Origin of the sequence: Natrinema salaciae (assembly GCF_900110865.1) — an archaeon.
Taxonomy (GTDB): domain Archaea; phylum Halobacteriota; class Halobacteria; order Halobacteriales; family Natrialbaceae; genus Natrinema; species Natrinema salaciae.
Genome location: NZ_FOFD01000003.1, coordinates 644,749 through 662,498, shown reverse-complemented (window position 1 = coordinate 662,498; position 17,750 = coordinate 644,749). Strand labels below are relative to the sequence as shown.

General features: G+C 66.3%; 15 protein-coding genes. 9 read left to right on the top strand and 6 right to left on the bottom strand.

Annotated features, from left to right (window positions below; genetic code table 11):
* Positions 1 to 4: 4 nt before the first annotated feature.
* From BMX07_RS12530 to BMX07_RS12510, 5 genes are all read left to right on the top strand, one after another.
* Positions 5 to 937 (top strand): ferritin family protein, encoded by a 933-nt coding sequence (locus BMX07_RS12530; protein ID WP_090618223.1) that lies wholly within the window; start codon positions 5 to 7, stop codon positions 935 to 937.
* Positions 938 to 1,034: 97 nt separating this feature from the next.
* Positions 1,035 to 2,198, top strand: a complete 1,164-nt coding sequence (locus tag BMX07_RS12525) for a CaiB/BaiF CoA transferase family protein (RefSeq protein WP_090618222.1) — start codon at positions 1,035 to 1,037, stop codon at positions 2,196 to 2,198.
* A gap of 305 nt (positions 2,199 to 2,503) precedes the next feature.
* Positions 2,504 to 4,141, top strand: a complete 1,638-nt coding sequence (locus BMX07_RS12520; protein WP_175480153.1) for a long-chain fatty acid--CoA ligase — start codon at positions 2,504 to 2,506, stop codon at positions 4,139 to 4,141.
* Positions 4,142 to 4,184: 43 nt separating this feature from the next.
* On the top strand, positions 4,185 to 5,405 hold the full coding sequence (locus BMX07_RS12515) for an acyl-CoA dehydrogenase family protein (protein WP_090618220.1): 1,221 nt from the start codon (positions 4,185 to 4,187) through the stop codon (positions 5,403 to 5,405).
* A 6-nt stretch (positions 5,406 to 5,411) separates the two neighbouring features.
* On the top strand, positions 5,412 to 6,848 hold the full coding sequence (locus BMX07_RS12510; RefSeq protein ID WP_090618219.1) for an amidase: 1,437 nt from the start codon (positions 5,412 to 5,414) through the stop codon (positions 6,846 to 6,848).
* 37 nt (positions 6,849 to 6,885) lie between these two features.
* On the opposite strand, the gene BMX07_RS12505 is transcribed toward BMX07_RS12510, so the two are convergent.
* A complete protein-coding gene (locus BMX07_RS12505) occupies positions 6,886 to 7,671 on the bottom strand; it encodes an SDR family NAD(P)-dependent oxidoreductase (protein WP_090618218.1) in 786 nt (261 codons plus the stop codon).
* A gap of 161 nt (positions 7,672 to 7,832) precedes the next feature.
* Here BMX07_RS12505 and BMX07_RS12500 point away from each other — a divergent pair, with 161 nt between their 5' ends.
* From BMX07_RS12500 to BMX07_RS12485, 4 genes are all read left to right on the top strand, one after another.
* The gene (locus BMX07_RS12500) at positions 7,833 to 8,981 is read left to right on the top strand and encodes a thiolase family protein (protein ID WP_090618217.1); all 1,149 of its coding nucleotides are present in this window, start codon (positions 7,833 to 7,835) and stop codon (positions 8,979 to 8,981) included.
* 123 nt (positions 8,982 to 9,104) lie between these two features.
* Positions 9,105 to 10,352 carry an acyl-CoA dehydrogenase family protein gene (locus tag BMX07_RS12495; protein WP_090618216.1) on the top strand — a complete coding sequence of 416 codons (1,248 nt, stop codon included), beginning with the start codon at positions 9,105 to 9,107 and terminating at the stop codon, positions 10,350 to 10,352.
* A gap of 177 nt (positions 10,353 to 10,529) precedes the next feature.
* Positions 10,530 to 10,811 carry a hypothetical protein gene (locus BMX07_RS12490; RefSeq protein WP_090618215.1) on the top strand — a complete coding sequence of 94 codons (282 nt, stop codon included), beginning with the start codon at positions 10,530 to 10,532 and terminating at the stop codon, positions 10,809 to 10,811.
* A gap of 102 nt (positions 10,812 to 10,913) precedes the next feature.
* A complete protein-coding gene (locus tag BMX07_RS12485; RefSeq protein ID WP_090618214.1) occupies positions 10,914 to 11,489 on the top strand; it encodes an RDD family protein in 576 nt (191 codons plus the stop codon).
* Positions 11,490 to 11,504: 15 nt separating this feature from the next.
* Here the strand turns inward: BMX07_RS12485 and BMX07_RS12480 are convergent, their stop codons facing one another.
* The 5 genes from BMX07_RS12480 to BMX07_RS12460 all read right to left on the bottom strand — a co-directional run bounded on the left by BMX07_RS12480 (position 11,505) and on the right by BMX07_RS12460 (position 17,704).
* The gene (locus BMX07_RS12480) at positions 11,505 to 12,590 is read right to left on the bottom strand and encodes an ABC transporter ATP-binding protein (RefSeq protein ID WP_090618213.1); all 1,086 of its coding nucleotides are present in this window, start codon (positions 12,588 to 12,590) and stop codon (positions 11,505 to 11,507) included.
* A 46-nt stretch (positions 12,591 to 12,636) separates the two neighbouring features.
* Positions 12,637 to 13,509, bottom strand: a complete 873-nt coding sequence (locus BMX07_RS12475) for a carbohydrate ABC transporter permease (protein WP_090618212.1) — start codon at positions 13,507 to 13,509, stop codon at positions 12,637 to 12,639.
* Positions 13,506 to 14,459, bottom strand: a complete 954-nt coding sequence (locus BMX07_RS12470) for a carbohydrate ABC transporter permease (RefSeq protein WP_090618211.1) — start codon at positions 14,457 to 14,459, stop codon at positions 13,506 to 13,508. Before BMX07_RS12470 ends, BMX07_RS12475 begins: the two co-directional genes overlap by 4 nt.
* Before the next feature lie 148 nt (positions 14,460 to 14,607).
* Positions 14,608 to 15,969 (bottom strand): ABC transporter substrate-binding protein, encoded by a 1,362-nt coding sequence (locus BMX07_RS12465; protein WP_245742106.1) that lies wholly within the window; start codon positions 15,967 to 15,969, stop codon positions 14,608 to 14,610.
* 196 nt (positions 15,970 to 16,165) lie between these two features.
* On the bottom strand, positions 16,166 to 17,704 hold the full coding sequence (locus tag BMX07_RS12460; protein WP_090618209.1) for a molybdopterin-dependent oxidoreductase: 1,539 nt from the start codon (positions 17,702 to 17,704) through the stop codon (positions 16,166 to 16,168).
* Positions 17,705 to 17,750 lie beyond the last annotated feature (46 nt).

The following is a 17,750-nucleotide window of genomic DNA, read 5'->3' as shown; positions in this document are numbered from 1 at the left end:
GTATATGGCAACTGAGTACACGCCAACCGAGATGATGGACCGGGAGTCCCGATCGAACCGCTACTATCGCAACGCGGTCGAGCGCCACTGGGATCCCGGCGAGATCGACCTCGAGCAGGACGTCGAGAACCTGCTGACCTACATCGACGAGGCGGAGGGGTACGACCGGGAATCGTGGTACGGCACGCTCAACGGCATCGCGAAGTTCGGCGCGGGCGAGGACGCGGTCACCGAGGACCTCGCGCCCCTCGGGGCGGTGCTCGATAACATCGACGACCAGCTGTTCCTGACGACCCAGATGTACGAGGAGGCCAAGCACGCGGACTTCTTCGACCGCTACTGGCGGGAGGTCATCTGGACGGTCGAAGACCGGCTGGGCTGGGAGCGATCGAACCCCCGCCACGACCGGTGGTTCAACGACCCCTACGTCGAACTGTTCGACCGCAACCGGAAGGCGCAGTTCCGCCTGCTCGAGGACGATACCCTCGAAAACAGGGCGAGAGCCTACTGCCATTACCACCTCACGGTCGAGGGCATCCTCGCCCAGACGGGCTACTACGGAATGCAGACCTCGTACGGCGGCGAATTCGAGGAGCTCCCGCACCTGCCGGGGCTCGTCGAGGGATTCACCAAGATCCGCAGCGACGAGGGCCGCCACGTCGGCTTCGGGATGAACCAGCTCAAGAAGCTCATCGCCGAGGGCGTCGACCCCGCGATCATCGAAGACACCGTCGACGAACTCCTCCCGCTCGTCCAGGGGATCACCGAAGACGACCGGTTCCAGCCCGACGACCCCGAGGAGCGCGTCGGCCTGGAGGACGGGAAGCTGGCCGCCTACGCGGTCGACAAACACACCGATCGGATGCGACAGATCACGGACGCCGCGGCCGACATCCCGGACGTCGACGAACTCGTGCAACTCGAGGGAGACGACTGATGGCCGACGGCTGACGCCCGGCGACACGGCGGCGAGCGTCGCCACTGCCGAGCGACGGCGACAGTAGGCTTTTCACAGCGGGCCGGGACGTGGGACCATGCAGCTCGACTCCGTTCGAGTACTGGATCTGTCGCGCCTGCTGCCGGGCCCGTACGCGACGCAACTGCTCGCCGACGCCGGCGCAGACGTGGTGAAAGTCGAGGACACCGACGCGGGCGACTACGCGCGGTACACGCCGCCGACGACCGATCGGGACGTCGGCGCGCTGTTCGACAGCGTCAATCGCGGCAAGCGGAGTATCGCGCTCGACCTGAAATCGTCGGCGGGGCGGACCGCCTTCTACCGACTGGTCGCGGAGGCCGACGTCGTCTTCGAGCAGTTTCGTCCCGGCGTCGCCGATCGGCTCGAGATCGACTACGAGACGCTCACGGCGCACAACGACGAGCTGGTGTACTGCTCGCTGTCCGGCTACGGACAGACCGGCCCCGACGCCGAACGCGCGGGTCACGATCTCAACTACGTCGGCGTCGCCGGGTTGCTCGATATGACTCGCGAGGACGAGTCGATGGCGCCGCAGATCCCGGGCTACCAGATCGGCGACCTCGGTGGCGGACTGTTCGCGGCCTTTTCGATCGTCGGCGGACTTCTCTCGCGCGAGCTCGGCAACGGCGGCGAGTACATCGACGTGGCCATGACCGACGTGGTCGCTTCCTTCTCGCAGGCCGTCGCTCACGAGGCGCTCACGGGTGGCGATCCCCGGCCCGGCGAAACGGCGCTCACCGGCAAGTACCCCTGGTACGACGTGTACGAGACCGACGACGACCGATACGTGACCCTCGCCGCGCTCGAGCCGAAGTTCTGGGCGGCGTTCTGCGAGGCGGTCGGTCGCGAGGACCTCGCGGATCTGCACGGAACCGACGACCCCGCCGAGCTGGCGGCCGTCCGCGAGGAACTCGAGGCGCTGTTCGCGAACCGGTCGCGGGACGCGTGGCTCGAGGCGCTTTCCGACGAGACGATGGTCGGGCCGGTGTGTACCCCGGCCGAGGCCGTCGAACACCCCCAGCTCGAGGCCCGCGGGTTGGTCGAGCGACCCGAGGATGCGCCGCCCCGGATCGGCTTCCCGGCCGCGGGGTCGAGCGTGCCCGAGAGTCACGACGAATCGGTCCCGGACCACGGGGAGCACACCGACGAACTGCTCGCCGCGGCGGGGTACGACGAGGCCGACCGGGACGAGCTTCGAGAGAACGGCGCGATCCTGTGAGTCGTCGGCCCGGCGACGCAGCGCCTCGTCGCCGACGCGGACGTGTTCCCCGCCCCACCCCCGGCTCGTACCGGGCGGCGACAGCACCGTGTCCCACGCCCCACTGCACCACGACCGAACCCGTGATCTTCGGCTACGTTGACAGGATTTTGCCGTCGAAACGGAAAAGTGATCGCGACGACGACCGGCCCGAACACCGCGTCGAGCACGTGAACGAGGCGGGTCGTGATCGCCGCGAGTGAGTTCCGGATGGGACGCCGTCCAAAATGATATGTCCCTGGACATAATCACTGTAGACGACCATGATGGGTGTCCAGTTAACACTTGACAAGCTCCTCGACCGGGCGATCGACCTCTTCCCCGACCGGGAACTGGTCACGAAGCTGCCCGACGGGAGCACGCACCGCTACACGTACGCCGACGCCGGCGAGCGGATCAACCGGCTCGCGCACGCGCTCGACGACCTCGGACTCGAGCAGGGGGATCGGGTCGGCGTCGTCGCGACGAACCACTACCGGCACTTCGAACTGTACTTCGGGCCGGCCTGCTCCGGGCGATCGATTCACATGTGCAACATGCGGCTGCCCGATCACCACTTCGTCCACACGATCGACGACGCCGAGGATCGAGTGCTCTTCGTCGATCCGGGACTCATCGAGACGGTCGAAGCCACCGCCGACGAACTCGAGACGGTCGAGCAGTACGTCGTCCTCGACGACGACGTGCCCGAGACGAGCCTCGAGCCGGTGACCGACTACGAGTCGCTGCTCGCCGGCCAGCCCGCCGAGTACGACTGGCCCGACATCGACGAGGACGCGGAGTACGGCATGTGCCACACCTCGGGGACGACGGGGCTGCCCAAGGGCGTTCCCTACACGCACCGCGCGATGTACCTGCACAGCGTCATGGGCGGCCACGTCGACGCGAACGCGATCGGCGAGCGCGATACCGTCCTGCCGGTCGTCCCGATGTTCCACGCCAACGGCTGGGGGATTCCCTACGGCGCGACGTTCGTCGGCGCGAAACAGGTCTTCCCCTCCGTCCACACCGATCCCGAGTCGATCGCCCACCTGATCGACGAGGAGGACGTGACGTTCTCGGCGGCGGTGCCAACGATCTGGCTCGAGATGGCCGAGTTCTTGGACGAGAATCCCGAGGTCGACATCTCGAACATCGACCGGCTGACGGTCGGCGGGAGCGCGCCGCCCGAATCCCTCATCCGGCGGTACGACGAGGAGTACGACGCGCCGATCCTCCAGGGCTGGGGGATGACCGAAACCTCGCCGCTGGGGACCCTCAGCACGCTCCGCAAGGAGACCGCGGCACTGCCGAGCGACGAGCAGTACGAGTACCGCGCGAAAGCGGGCCTCCCGGTGCCGGGGATGCAGACCCGCGTGGTCGGCGACGACGGCGAGGAGGTGCCCGCCGACGGCGAGACGATGGGCGAACTGCAGGTCCGCAGTCCCTGGGTGACCGACCACTATCACGATCGGCCGGACGAGAACGAGCGGGCGTTCACCGACGACGGTTTCCTGCGGACCGGTGACATCGCCACGCGGGACGAGCTGGGGTACATCGACGTCGTCGATCGCGACAAGGACGTGATCAAGTCCGGCGGCGAGTGGATCTCGTCGGTCCAACTCGAGAACGAACTCATGGCCCACGAGGGCGTCAGCGAGGCGACCGTCGTCGCGGTCGAGCACGAGCGCTGGCAGGAACGACCCATGGCCGTCGTCGTTCCGCGGTCGGGGACGGAACTCGCCGACGACGATCTCGAGTCCCACCTCGCGGAGACGTTCCCGTCGTGGTGGCTGCCGGACGAGTACGAGTTCATCGACGAGATTCCCAAGACGTCGACCGGGAAGTTCGACAAGAAAACGCTTCGCGACCGGTTCGACGTGGTCCTCGAAGCCGAAGACGACGAGCCGGCCCCCCAGCAGTGAGCGGTACCGACGCGAAATCGAACGCGATTCCGACGAGATATCCATGGATGTATCCACTACAGGCGGCGTGAGTTTCGACACCGACGAGGAGACCGAACTGATCCTCGACAGTCTGGACGACTTCGTCGAGCGCGAGGTCGAGCCGATCGTCGAGGAGCTGGGAGACGTCTACACCAATCCCAGGAAGGGACACCACGAGGACGGGCGCTGGACCGACGAGCTGCTCGAGGCCCGGGAGGAGATCCGCCGTCGATCGGCGGAGGCCGGCTTCTACGCGATGAACCTGCCCGAATCGGCGGGCGGCGAGGGGCTCTCGCCGGTCACCTGGTACCGGGCGAAGAAACACCTCGCGTCCCACGGCGGCGGGCTCGAGCGGTACGCCCTCGCCGGGCCGGAGGGGCCGAAGCCGCTCCTGTTGCAGGCCGACGGCGAGCAGGTCGAGCGCTACCTCGAGCCGACCGTTCGCGCGGAGAAGTCGACGGCGTTCGGCCAGACCGAGCCGGGGTACGGGTCGGACTCGCCCAATATGGAGACCACGGCCGAGCGAGACGGTGACGAGTGGATTCTCGACGGGCGCAAGCAGTGGATCACGAACGCGCCCTACGCGGACTTCGTCCAGCTGTTCGCCCGAACGACGCCCCAGGAGGAGGCCGGCCGCTACGGCGGCATTACGTGTTTCATCGTCGAACGCGACGAGTACGAACTGGGGTCGTACAACAACGCCGTCGGTGCCGAAGGCTCCCAGGCCGAGATTATCCTGGACGACGTGCGACTCCCCGAGGATCGCGTCCTCGGCGAGGTCGACGAGGCGTTCTACGCCGCGATGGAGTTCCTCTCGCTGGGGCGGCTCGAGCTGGGCGCCGAAGCCGTCGGCTACGCGGAGTACCTGCTCGAGGACGCGACCGACTACGTCACCGAGCGCGAGGCCTTCGGGAGACCGATTGGGAACTTCCAGCAGGTCTCCGCCAAGCTCGCGAAGGGGCGAGCGAAGACCTACGCCGCCGATGCGGCGGGGCTCAAGCTCGCCTGGAAGATGGCACAGGACGAGCGGACGGTGATGGACTCGTCGGTGCTGAAGTGGTTCGCGACGACCGTCCTCTGGGAGGTCGCCGACGCCGCGGTTCAGGTCCACGGGGCCAACGGGCTGGCCGAGGAGAACCCGTACATGGATATCGTCCATCAGGCGCGGATTCTCCGGATCGTCGAAGGGACCGACGAGATCCAGCTCAACACGATCGCGAAGTCGATGGGGGTCACGGACTGAGCCATCATGGTCTCGTCACCCACGACGCTGACTGCCGCCGGACTCGCGCGAGCGATCCGGGACCGCGAGCGCTCCCCGACGGCGGTCGTCGAGTCCGTCCTCGAGCGCATCCGCGAACGGAACGATCGGACGAACGCGTTCGTCACCGTCACGGACGAGCTGGCCCGCGAGACGGCCGCGGAGGCCGAGCGTGCGATCGCTGACGGCGAGCCGCTCGGGCCGCTTCACGGCGTCCCCGTCGCCGTCAAGGACCTCGACGACGTCGAGGGCGTCCGAACGACCGCTGGCTCGTTGCTCTTCGAGGACCGCGTCGCCGACTCCGATTCACCGTTCGTCGCCCGGCTGAAGGCCGCGGGTGCGGTCGTCGTCGGGAAGACGAACACGCCGGAGTTCGGGCTCGGCACGACGACCGACAACCGCGTCGCCGGGCCGACGGGGACGCCGTTCGATCCGGACCGCGTGGCCGGCGGCTCGTCCGGCGGGGCCGGCGCGGCGCTGGCCGACAGGTTGGTCCCGCTCGCGCCGGGGTCGGACGCCGGCGGCTCGATCCGCGTCCCGGCGAGTTTCTGCGGCGTGTACGGGCTGAAGCCCACCCAGGGCGTGATCCCGAACGTCAGCCGGCCGAACGGGTTCGCGAGCCACACGCCGTTCGCTACCACGGGGCCGATGGCCCGGACGGTCGAAGACGCGGCCCTCTCGCTGGACGTGATGGCGGGGATTCACCCGCGCGATCCCTTCTCGGTCCCGAAACGGAACGCGTACCGCGACGCGGTCGACCGGCCCGTCGACGAACTGCAAATCGCCTACAGCCCGGACATGGGAACCTACCCCGTCGATCCCGACGTCCGCGACGTGCTCGAGGACGCCGTCTCGGCGCTCGAGCGCGCGGGCGCGACCGTCGACGCGGTCGATCCCGACCTGGGCCACGACGACGAGGCGATACTGGACGCCTACTACACGATGGCGACGGTTCGGTGGCAGTCGCTGCTGGACAACTTGGAGGCGGAGGGATTCGATCCGCGAGGGGCGGACCGCGACCGCCTGCGGCCGTACCTCGTCGACCTCGTTCTCGAGGCCGACGAACCGACGACGCGGGAGTACAAGCGCGCGGACGTCGTTCGGACGGACGTCTTCGACGGGCTGCAGGATCTCTTCGCGGAGTACGACCTCCTCGTCACGGCGACCGTCGGGACGACGCCGTTCCCACACGGCGAGGAACCCGAGGCGATAGACGGCGTCGAAATCGAACCGTTGCGCGGCTGGGTGCTCACACAGCCGTACAACCTCACCGGCCATCCGGCGGCCTCGGTTCCGGCCGGCTCCGTCGACGGGCTCCCCGTCGGGATGCAGATCGCAGGGCGGCGACACGCCGACGACGACGTTCTCGCCGCCAGCGCCGCCGTCGAGCGCCGGCGACCGTGGCACGACGAGTATCCCGAGTGACCGGCCCGCGGAGCCGGAAGGGGCTTCGCGGCCCCGATTAGAAACTGAACAGGTCGATCCCGCCGGTGACGCCGATCACCTGTCCGGTGACGTACGACGCCTGATCGGAGCAGAGATACGCGACCATGTTGGCGACGTCCTCCTCCGTCCCGAGGTGGCGCATGGGGGTCGCATCGGCGATCCGCGCGTAGTACTCGTCGACGTTCTCCCGGAGCTCGTCGGGGCTCATGTCGGCCCACGCCCCGACGACGATGTTCGGGGCGATGACGTTCGACGTGACCCCGGACTGCGCGCCCTCGAGGGCCATCGTCCGGCCGACGCCGATCATGGCGGCCTTCGTCGCCGAGTAGGAGAACTGGCCGAAGCCGCCGTACCAGCCGGCCATCGAGGACATGTTGACGATCCGGCCCCAGCCGCGCTCGCACATCCGCGGGAACAGCTCCGTGCTGATGTTGTACGTTCCCGTCAGATTGATCTCGACGTCGCGGTCCCAGACGTCGTCGTCGTAGTCGCCGACGCGCGAGCGGGCGTCGACCATCGCAGCGTTGTTGACGAGAACGTCGACGCCGCCGAAGGTCTCGCGGACCTCGGCCATCGAATCGGCGACGTCCGTCCGGTCCGTGAGGTCGCACTCGAGGGCCATCGCCTCGCCGGCGTCGGCGGTCTCGTCGATCTCCTCGGCGACCGTCGTCGCGCCGTCCACGTCGACGTCGAGGACGACGACGTCCGCACCTTCGTTCGCGAGGAGCCGACAGTCGGCGCTTCCGATACGTCCGGCACCGCCAGTGACCACGGCGGTCCTGTCCTGGATTCCGAGATCCATCTCTCGAGCGAATACTACAGTATTTGACTTAATTATTGTGGGGCGGTACCAGACTCCACGGGCGGCAGTGGCCCCAATCACGGCGGAAAGACTCCAGCAGCGACGATCACGAATATATGCACAACTTCTATGATGGATTGGGGACTACTCAATGACACATCATGAACTCCGCAGTCATCGTCGATGCCGTCCGGACGCCGTTCGGGAAACGCGACGGCTCGTTCAGGGACACGCATCCGCAGGATCTGGCCGCCGAACCGCTCGAGGCGCTGCGCGAGCGCAACGGGTTCGAACCGGAGACGATCGAAGACGTCATCTACGGCTGCGTCACGCCCGTAGACGAACAGGGACTCAACGTCGGCCGGCTCGCACCGATGGTCGCGGGCTGGGGCGACGTCGTTCCAGGAGTACAGCTCAACCGCATGTGCGGCTCGGGCCAGCAGGCGGCCAACTTCGCGGCCGCGAACGTCATGGCTGGCCAGCACGACGTCCTGATCGCGGGCGGCGTCGAGCACATGACCCGCGTGCCGATGGGGTCGGACGGCGACAAACCGACCGACACCTACTTCGAGCACTTCGACGAGTTGACCACCCAGGGCGAGGGTGCGGAGCGCATCGCCGAGGAGTACGACCTCTCGCGAACGGAACTCGACGAGATCGCCGCCGACTCGCAGCGCCGCTGGAAGGAGGCCTGGGACGAGGGCCGCTACGACGACCAGATCGCTCCAGTCGAAACCGAGCTCGACGGCGAGGAGGTCGTCGTCGAACAGGACGAACATCCCCGCCCCGGCACCGACGTAGAGACGCTCTCCGAACTGCCGCTGTCGTTCCGCGAGGAAGGCGAGGGCTTCCACCATCCCGGGAACTCCTCGGGGATCGTCGACGGCTCCTGTGCGCTCCTCATAACGAGCGAGGAAGCGGCCGCGGAACACGGCTGGGAGCCGATGGCCCGCATCGTCCAGACCGAAGTCGTCGGCGTCGACCCCGTCACGATGTTGAAGGGGCCGATCCCAGCAACCGCGGGCGTCCTCGAGAAGGCCGACATGGCCGTCGGCGACGTCGACCTGTTCGAGGTCAACGAGGCGTTCGCATCGGTCGTCGCCGCCTGGCTCGAGGAGACCGGCGCGTCGTGGGAGGACGTCAACGTCAACGGCGGCGCGATCGCCCACGGCCACCCGCTGGGCGCGACCGGCGCGATGTTGCTGACGAAACTGGTCCACGAACTCGAGCGTACCGGACAGGACACCGCGCTGTCGACCATGTGCATCGGCTTCGGTCAGGGCGTCGCGACGATCCTCGAGCGGGTCTGAGTCGGCGGCTGCGAGACGCGACGGACAGCGTCGGGACGGGAAGCCGGCCGTTTCTCCGCCGGTTGCCAATTTATGCGATTCCTTACCTATAGCTTTACAATGCTGTATACAATTGTGAGTGATATGGAGTACCACGACTCCGAGAAAGCAAAGGAGGTTGCGGGCCGCGTAGAGGACTTTATGGACGAGGTCGTCATTCCGCGCGAGCGCGAGGCGCTGGCCACGGGCGAGGAGATTACGGTGGACGAGATCCACGAGATGTGGGACATGGCCAAGGAGCGCGACCTGTTCGCGCCCCAGGTCCCCGAGGAGTACGGCGGCCAGGGACTCGACTTCAGCGACATGCTGCCCTCGTTCGAACAGGTCGGCCGCTCGCTGATCGGCGCGCTGGCGATCCGCGCGAACGCGCCCCAGGAGGGGAACATGCACACCCTCGAGATGGTCGGCACCGAGGAACAGAAAGAGGAGTACCTCCGCCCGCTCGTGCAGGGCGAAATCTCCTCGGCGTTCGCGATGACCGAGCCCAAGGTCGGTGCCGGCTCGGACCCGAAGATGCTACAGAGCACCGCCGTCAAGGACGGCGACGAGTGGGTCGTCAACGGCCACAAGTGGTGGACCTCCGACGGGCTGGGTGCCGACTTCTACCTGGCGATGGTCCGGACCGATCTGGACGTCCACCCCTACGAGGGCACCTCGATCATCCTCGTCCCGCGTGACGCCGACGGCGTCGAAGTCCAGCGGAACATCCCCCATCTGGGCGACCACATCACCGAGCGCGAGGGCGGCCACGCCGAAGTGAAGTTTAACAACGTTCGCGTTCCCATCGAGAACACGGTCGGCGAGGAAGGTGACGGGTTCCGCATCGCCCAACTGCGACTCGGCGGCGGCCGACTCACCCACTGCATGCGCTACTCCGGGATGGCCGAACGCTCGCTCGACATCGCGAAGGCCTATCTGCAGGAGCGCGAGGCCTTCGGCACCAAACTCGAGGAGAAACAGGCGCTGCGCCACCGCATCGCCGACGCCGAGACGCAACTGCACGCCGCGCGAACGATGATCCGTCACGCCGCACGCGAACTCGACCGCAGCGACGCCCGTATCGAGGTCGCGATGTCGAAGATGTTCACGGCGAACGTCACCAACGAGACCATCGACCTCGCCCTGCAGTGCTGTGGGGGCAACGGGATCGGCAAGGACCTGCCGATCGCACACTTCTACGAGAACGTCCGCGCGTTCCGCATCGTCGACGGGGCCGACGAGGTCCACCGCCGCTCGATCGCCCGCTGGGCCTTCGACGACGTCGACGAGACCGAAATCGAGAACACGCTCGAGTTCGACGAGGACCTGCGTATCGACGCGCTCGACGAGTAACGTCGACCGCGAACCGGCCGATCCCCCTCGTTCGGCCGTCCGCCGAGCCGTGCTGCTCGAGTAACGCCCCGCTTCGTCTCGGCGGTCGCGTCGATCTGCGACGCCGCTGCCCGACGGGAGAGCCGGTCTTCCCGGCACCCATAGCTATATATGGGCGGATGGCAACGAATGTCACACATGAGTAGTGACACGACGCGGAGCGCCTCGGAAGAGGGGAGTCTGGAGAACATCCGCAAGGCGTCGGACGCGGTGGAGAAGTCCACGATGGAGATAACCGTCGAGAAAACGATCGAACGGTGGCGAACCGTCGGCTCCATCGTCGTGCTGGCGATGGCCAGCGTCCTCCTGGTCCGCGTGGATGGCTACCTGTCGATCGACGCCCAGGTGTTCGCCGGAATCACCATTCTTCTGTTGATTTACTTCATCGCGACGCTCCGTACGGACGTCAGCATGGAGTGATCGTGGCCGACCGCCAGCGACGGCGGTGGAGGGACAGGGAGGGGCAGGTATTTTGTACGCGCTGCCGAATGACTCCGCCATGAACGGCGGGGCGATGGCACCGTGATAGACTGGACGCTCGACGGGTTCTTTCCGACGCGGCGACAACCAGCGCCGGTACTGGAGACCGCAGACGACTTCGACGTGGTACTCGCCCGTGGCGCTGCGGCAGCGATCGACCTGTTCAGCTGCTTCGTACTGATCGAAGCGCCGGCGCTCTACATCGCGAGCGTGGTGTTCACCGACGCATACGAGGCGCTGGGAGGGTACATCGTCCCGCTCTCCCTGCTCGTGCTCGTGCCGATCTACGCCAGTTACTCGTTCGTCCTCGAGTGGCGCTACGGCCGGACGCCGGGGAAGGTCAATCGTGGCCTGCTGGTGGTCATGGCCGACGGCAGCGCGTGTACCTACCGCGCGAGCGCCGTGCGGAACCTCTTGCTGTACGTCGACCTCCTGGGAGTCCCACCGGTCGTGGTCGGCTTCGTGACGGCACTCGCGACCGACGGCCGGCGACTCGGCGACCGCGCGGCCGGAACGGTCGTCGTTCGGTCGACGACACCGACCGATCGGGACGCGGCGATCACGGCTGACACGGACACGAGTGCGGCCGCTCGGACGGATAGAGACCGAGAAGGCTGACCACCTGCTCGCTACTTAGGCGATCCGAACGCCGGAGCCGGCGTCGAACAGTTGGATGTACTCGTCCCGGAAGACGAGCCCGTACTCTTTCCCCTTGCCCTCGAAGTCCGGGTCGGTGACGACGACGACTTCACCGAACTCCGTGTCGAAGAAGCTGTGCGTCGCATCGCCCAGGGGCTCGTCCAGCAGGTGCGTCGCCGGGATACCGTCCGCGGGATCGTCGCTGACGCGGATGTACTGCGGCCGGAGGCCGACGCGAACGTCGTCGCCCTCCCATCCCTCGAGCCCTTCGCGTACGAATTCGTAGTCGTAGCTGCCGACCATCAGTTCGGTGGTCCCGTTGACCGACCTGACGTTCCCCTCGAAGAACTGCGTCGACGGCTGGCCGATGAACTGGCTGACGAACTGCGAGTTCGGTTCGTCGTAAATCTCCTTCGGCGGAGCGACCTGCTCGAGCTCGCCGTCGTTGATGACCGCGACCCGATCGGACATCGTCATCGCCTCCTCCTGGTCGTGGGTGACGTACAGCGTCGGGCAGCCGATCTCGTCGGTCACCTTCTCGATGACCGGGCGTAACTCGGCTTTGAGCTTGGCGTCTAGGTCCGACATGGGTTCGTCGAACAAGAAGACTTCCGGGTCGCGCACGAGCGATCGGCCGAGCGCGACGCGCTGTTGCTGGCCGCCGGAGAGGTCCGCGGGCATCTTCTCGAGCTGGTCGGTGATCTGGAGCAGCTCGGCGGCCTCCTCGACGCGAGCCATGCGCTCGTCGCGCGAGAAGCCGGCGATCTTGAGACCGTAGGCGATGTTCTCCTTGACGCTCATGTGGGGGTACAGCGCGATATCCTGGAAGAGCAACGCGATGTTGCGCTCCTGGACCGGCTTGTCCGTCACGTCGCGGTCGCCGAACCTGACCGTGCCGCTCGTGGGTTTGTTCAGGCCGGCGACACAGCGGAGCGTCGTGGTCTTGCCACAGCCCGACGGCCCCACCAGTGTCACGAACTCGCCGTCGCGGATCGTCAGGTCCACGTCGTCTACTGCGACGATCTCGTTGCCCGATTCCTCGTACACCTTCGTCAGGTTCTGGATTTCGATGTCTGGCATATGTTGTCGTGTTGGTTGTGGATGGTCGTTGGAATTCGATGCGTTCTCAGAGGGCTCGGACCTGGAACCCCTTCAGCAGGTAGCTCTGCATGAAGTAGGCGAACAGCAGCGGCGGCAGCGTCATGGCCAGCGAGACTGCCATCAGGTAGCCGTCCGGCAGGAACTGCGACTGGCTCATCTCCCGGAGGATGCCGGGGGCGAACGTCGTGGTATCGGTCGACGGGAGGAGAATCTGTGCGAACGTGAAGTCGTTCCAGGCGAGCGCGAAGGCGAACAGGGCCGCGGCGATGATCGCCGGTCGGCACTGGGGCACGACGACGTCGCGGAAGCCCCGCCATCGCGATGCGCCATCGACCCAGGCCGCCTCCTCGTGGGCTTCCGGAATCGTCATGATGTACTTCCACATCAGCCACACCGCGAAGGGCATCGAGATGGCCGACAGTGCGATGATGAGCCCGACGCGGGTGCCGAGCAGGCCGATACCGCGCCAGATCTGGTAGAGCGGGATGCCGATGACGATGGGACTGAAGAGGTACCCGATCAGCAGGACCCGCGCGAAGTTCTCCTTCTGCGGGAAGTCGAGTCGTGCGAGCCCGTACCCGGCGACCAGCGAGACGACGATGACCGTGACGATGGTACCGATGGCCACCACGGTCGTATTGAAGATGTACGTGTACACCACCGGGTCCGTCAGTATCGTGAAGTTGCCGAGGCTGAATATGTCGGGCGTGGGGAAGGCGGTGACCGTGTCTTCGACGACCCTGTACTCGGTGAACGCGAGCTGGGTCATCCAGTAGATCGGCCAGACACCGACGAGGACGATGATCGCGGTGCTGACGAGTTTCAATGCCTCGAAGATATTCGTTTCACTGTCGTATGAGAGGCCGAAGACGCCTCCCGGGGGTTCGCTCTGACTCATGTTGTCGTTTCCACCTCCTCGCTCGGATTGAAGACCATGAAGTAGCCGATCGCCGCCACGAGCAGGAAGAGGAACATGACGACGGAGATCGCGTTCGCAAGTCCGTACGCCTGATCGGTGTAGACCGTCTTGTACGCGAGCACTGGCAGCGTCGTCGTGGCGTTACCGGGGCCGCCCTGCGTGAGCTGCCAGATGATGTCGAACTTGTTGAACATGAAGACCGAGCGGAGCAGGACGACGACCAGGATGATCCCCATGAGACGCGGCAGCGTGATATCCCGGAACATCTGCCAGCGATTCGCGCCGCACACCTTCGCCGCCTCGTAGAACCGGTTCGGAATCGCGCGAAGCTGTGCGAGCGTGAAGATGGTGATGAAGACGGAGAACTTCCAGCTCCCGATGAGGATCAGCAGGGGCATCGCCCACGTCCGCGATCCCAGGGGTGCCTCACCGCCCCCCCAGAGACTGAACCAGTCGGCCCCCATCATCTGAAACACGCCTCCCTGCGGGTCGAACACCCGAAGCGCGACCAGCGAGACGATGATCGTCGGGATCAGGTAGGCCGTGAAGACCACCGCGGTCAGCAGCTTCTGCCCGTAGGTGATCCGGTTGAGTACGAGCGCCATCCAGAGGCCGACGGCGAGCTGGAGGAGCGTGCTGCCGACCATGTAGATGATCCCACGCCACAGCGAGCCCCAGAACCGCGAGAGCTCGAGGACGGCCGAGTAGTTCGAGATACCGGCCCACTCCCACACCGGATTGAGCGTGTGGATATCGTGTAACGATGCCCAGAACGCGAAGCCAATCGGGAGCAACGCGATCAGGATGTACAGTACGACGACCGGGAGAATAGTCCCCACTCCGGTGACGGTCTCCTGACTCACGGGCAGGTCGTCCCACGGGATGAACGACCTGCGCGGTCGAACCGATTCTCCAGTTTCACCAGCCATATCTACGGTGCCTCTTCATCCATGTGTGTTACCCTCATGATTGTTCGTATGCGATTCTCATCATCCATGTTTGTTAATCTCACGGTTGCTCGCGCGCGGTCGAGTATCGTGTCGACGGGACCCACGATGCTGATAAATTTACGGCCGGTTATCCGAACTGTTCCTGGGCGTCCGCGAAGGCGTCCTCGAGCTGCCCGTAGCCCCAGTCGTAGGCCTCCTGTACGGACATCGAGTCGGTGACCACGCGGTTGACCATCTCGCCGTAGAACCACTGTCGCTGCAGGTACAGCGCCTCGGGCGAGGAGACGTTGGCCTCGTCGACGCTACCGTAGTGGTTGCCCCAGATCTCGTCCTGAACGTACTGGAGCTTCTCGAGCAGGTGGGGGTGAGCCTGCATGATGTCTTGATTCTGGAACGCGTCGGACCCGATTATGTCGGCGTAACTCGGCAGGAACCGTCCCGGGTCCGCCGCGTAGAACTGTACGGTTCGCTCCGTGCTGTCGGCGTAGAGCCACTCGAACCACTGCTTGGCGCCGTCCGTGTTCCCGCCGTTCGCGAAGACGTGGTAGCCGTCGGGCGCTGGGGAGGACAGCCAGTTCTCGTCCTTGTCGATCTCTCCCCACGTCGGATACGCCATGACCTGGGTAGCCTCGGCCACCCCGCGCAGGCCGTCGCTGTCCTCCCCTTCGGCCGTTAGTGCCGTGATGCCGACCGGCCAGGCGTTGAGGTGGTACTGCTGGGCGTACTGGCCCTGAACCCATCCGCCGAGCGACTCCGCCCAGCCGATGCTGGTCGGGTCGGGCGAGTACTGCGAGAGGTCCTTCATGTACTGCAACACCGACGTCACTACGTCTTCGGGGAAGTGGATCTCGAGTTCGTCCCGGGCCTCGGCGTCCTTCCAGCGAATGCCGAGTCCGTTGATGCCCGCGCTCGCCAGGAGCACCTGAAACTCGTCCTGACTCTTGCCGGTCGGCATCCCCGCGAGTCCGTACCCGCGAATGTCCATGTCCGATTCGTCGATGGTCTGGGCGTTGTCGAGGACGTCCTGGAAGGTCTCCGGCTCCTCCAGCCCGAGCTCGTCGTAGACGTCCTGCCGGTACACGAAGTCAGAGACGTACACGCCGTGGGGAACCTGGTAGATGTTGTCCCCTCCGAGGAACGCCCCGCCGACGTTCAGTTCCCCGTTGACCTCCTCGATCGACGAGACGACGTCGTCGACGGTGCTGAGCTGGTCGGTCGCCCAGATGTCTGCCACCTGGTCGAACGTCGAGGTGTTCGCGTCCGGCGGGTTCCCCGACTGGATCAGCTGGGCCAGACGTCCCTCCTGGGTGCCGGACATCCCGCCCTCCTCGATGTTCATGTTGACGTCCGTCTCGTCCGTGAACTCCGACTCGAGGTCGCCCCAGAGGGATTCCCACGAGCTGTTGTAGTAGTCCGTGATGAAGTGGACCTCGTCGTCGCCGCCGCCGCCACCACCCAGACAGCCCGCGACGGCTCCAGTAATTCCCACACCTGCTCCCGCGAGTACCCGACGTCTATTGAGGGTATTCCGTGTCATCTGTGATCAAGCCACACTTGCACAGTGCTAACAGCCTTGTGCAGTCATATAAAAGTTCACTATTTTTTCGCATAGATTGCGGCGCGAGTATATCCTGTTGCCAATGGGAATTGCGCCGAAATATGCTCGGCAGCGACCGGCTTCGTTCTCACCGTGACTCGACGGTCTTCGACACCCAGCCGGTAGCACCGTCGGGCTTGGGCCCGTCTTTCTCGGGGATCTGGAGGTTTCCGTTCCCGTCTCGAGCCCGGACGATCACCTCGTGCGTTCCGGCCGCCCCGTACTCGTGTCGCCACTGCCGCCAGACGTCCTCGCCCGGGAGCGGTTCGGACAGCTCGGCGTCGGCCCAGGTGTCGCCACCGTCCGTGGAGACCTCGACGGCCTCGATACCGCGCGTGCCGGCGTAGGCGTGGCCGGCCACCTCGACACGACCGCCGCCGAAACGGTTGACCTGCCAGAGCTTGGCGACGGTCTCGACCGGGCCGGTGCCGTGCCAGCCCCGGTGCTCCCAGTAGCCCATCGTCTCCTCGTCGCGGACCTCGATCTCGGTCAGCCACTTCACGTTTATCTCGCCCCAGTGGCCCGGGACGAGCGCGCGCAGCGGAGCACCGTGTGGCCGCGGCAGCGGGCGGCCGTTCATACGATAGGCCAGCAGCCCCGGCCACAGCGCCTCGAGCGGGAACTCGTTGTAGTAGCCGTCCGCACCGTGCAGGACGACCCGATCGCCGTTGGGGGTCGCTTCCTCGAGGAGCCGCTCGACGGGCACGCCGCTCCAGAGGGCGGAGTCCATCTGCCGGCCGTTGAGCTGGTCGCCGACGCAGCGCAACGTGACGAACCGGTCCTCGAGGGTCATGGCTTCGATATCCGCGAAGTCGTACGCCAGTTCCTCCTCGACGGCACCCGTGATCGAGAGCGTCCACTCCCCGCGGTCGACGGCAGGGTTCACGTTGGCGATGTCGACCTCGTAGAAGTCGGTGCTGACCAGCGGCTCGAGCCCATCGACGGCGAGAGACTGCGTTTCCGCCCGCGTGAGCAGGTCTCGAACCGGAGACCGGGCGTCCTCGGGGATCTCGAGCCCGGGCGGGACCGACTCCTCGCCGGATCCGCGGACAAAGAGCCCGAGCCCGCTCAGACCGATCGCCGATCCGACGGCCCCGAGGACCCGTCGGCGACCGACGGAGCCACGGGCGGCGTCCGCGCCGGTGACGAGAACGGCCGTTCCGGCCGTTACCAGGAGGACGAAACCCGCCCCGACGGCGGAGCCGACGCTCGATATCGTCGAGCCGGTCAGTCCGAACGCGACCGCGCCGGACAGGACCGCACCGGTGACCACGCCGGCGATGGACGTGCCGCCTCGAACGGGCACCGCGTCGGCGACGGGCCCGCGCCCCCAGAGGAGCAACGCGCCGGGCAGGGCCGCCAGTCCGAAGCAGACGCACGTGATCGCGATGGCCGTCAGGAAGGCCAACCGGTGGCCGAGCGTCCCCAGTTCGGTGATCGCGACGGCCACGAGCGCGTCGGGGCTCACTGCGACGACGACGCGATCGATCGGCGTCGCGACGAAGGCCGGCCGTCTGCCGACCGACAGGTACGAGCCCCCTACGGCGGCGAGGCCAGCAGCGAGCGCCACGGCGACCGGCGGCAGCCACGGGCGGACGCGCGCGGTCGCCCCCGATATGCGTGTCATTAGCTACCAATACGGATCGATCGGGTATGAAAGCTTCGCGGCCGTC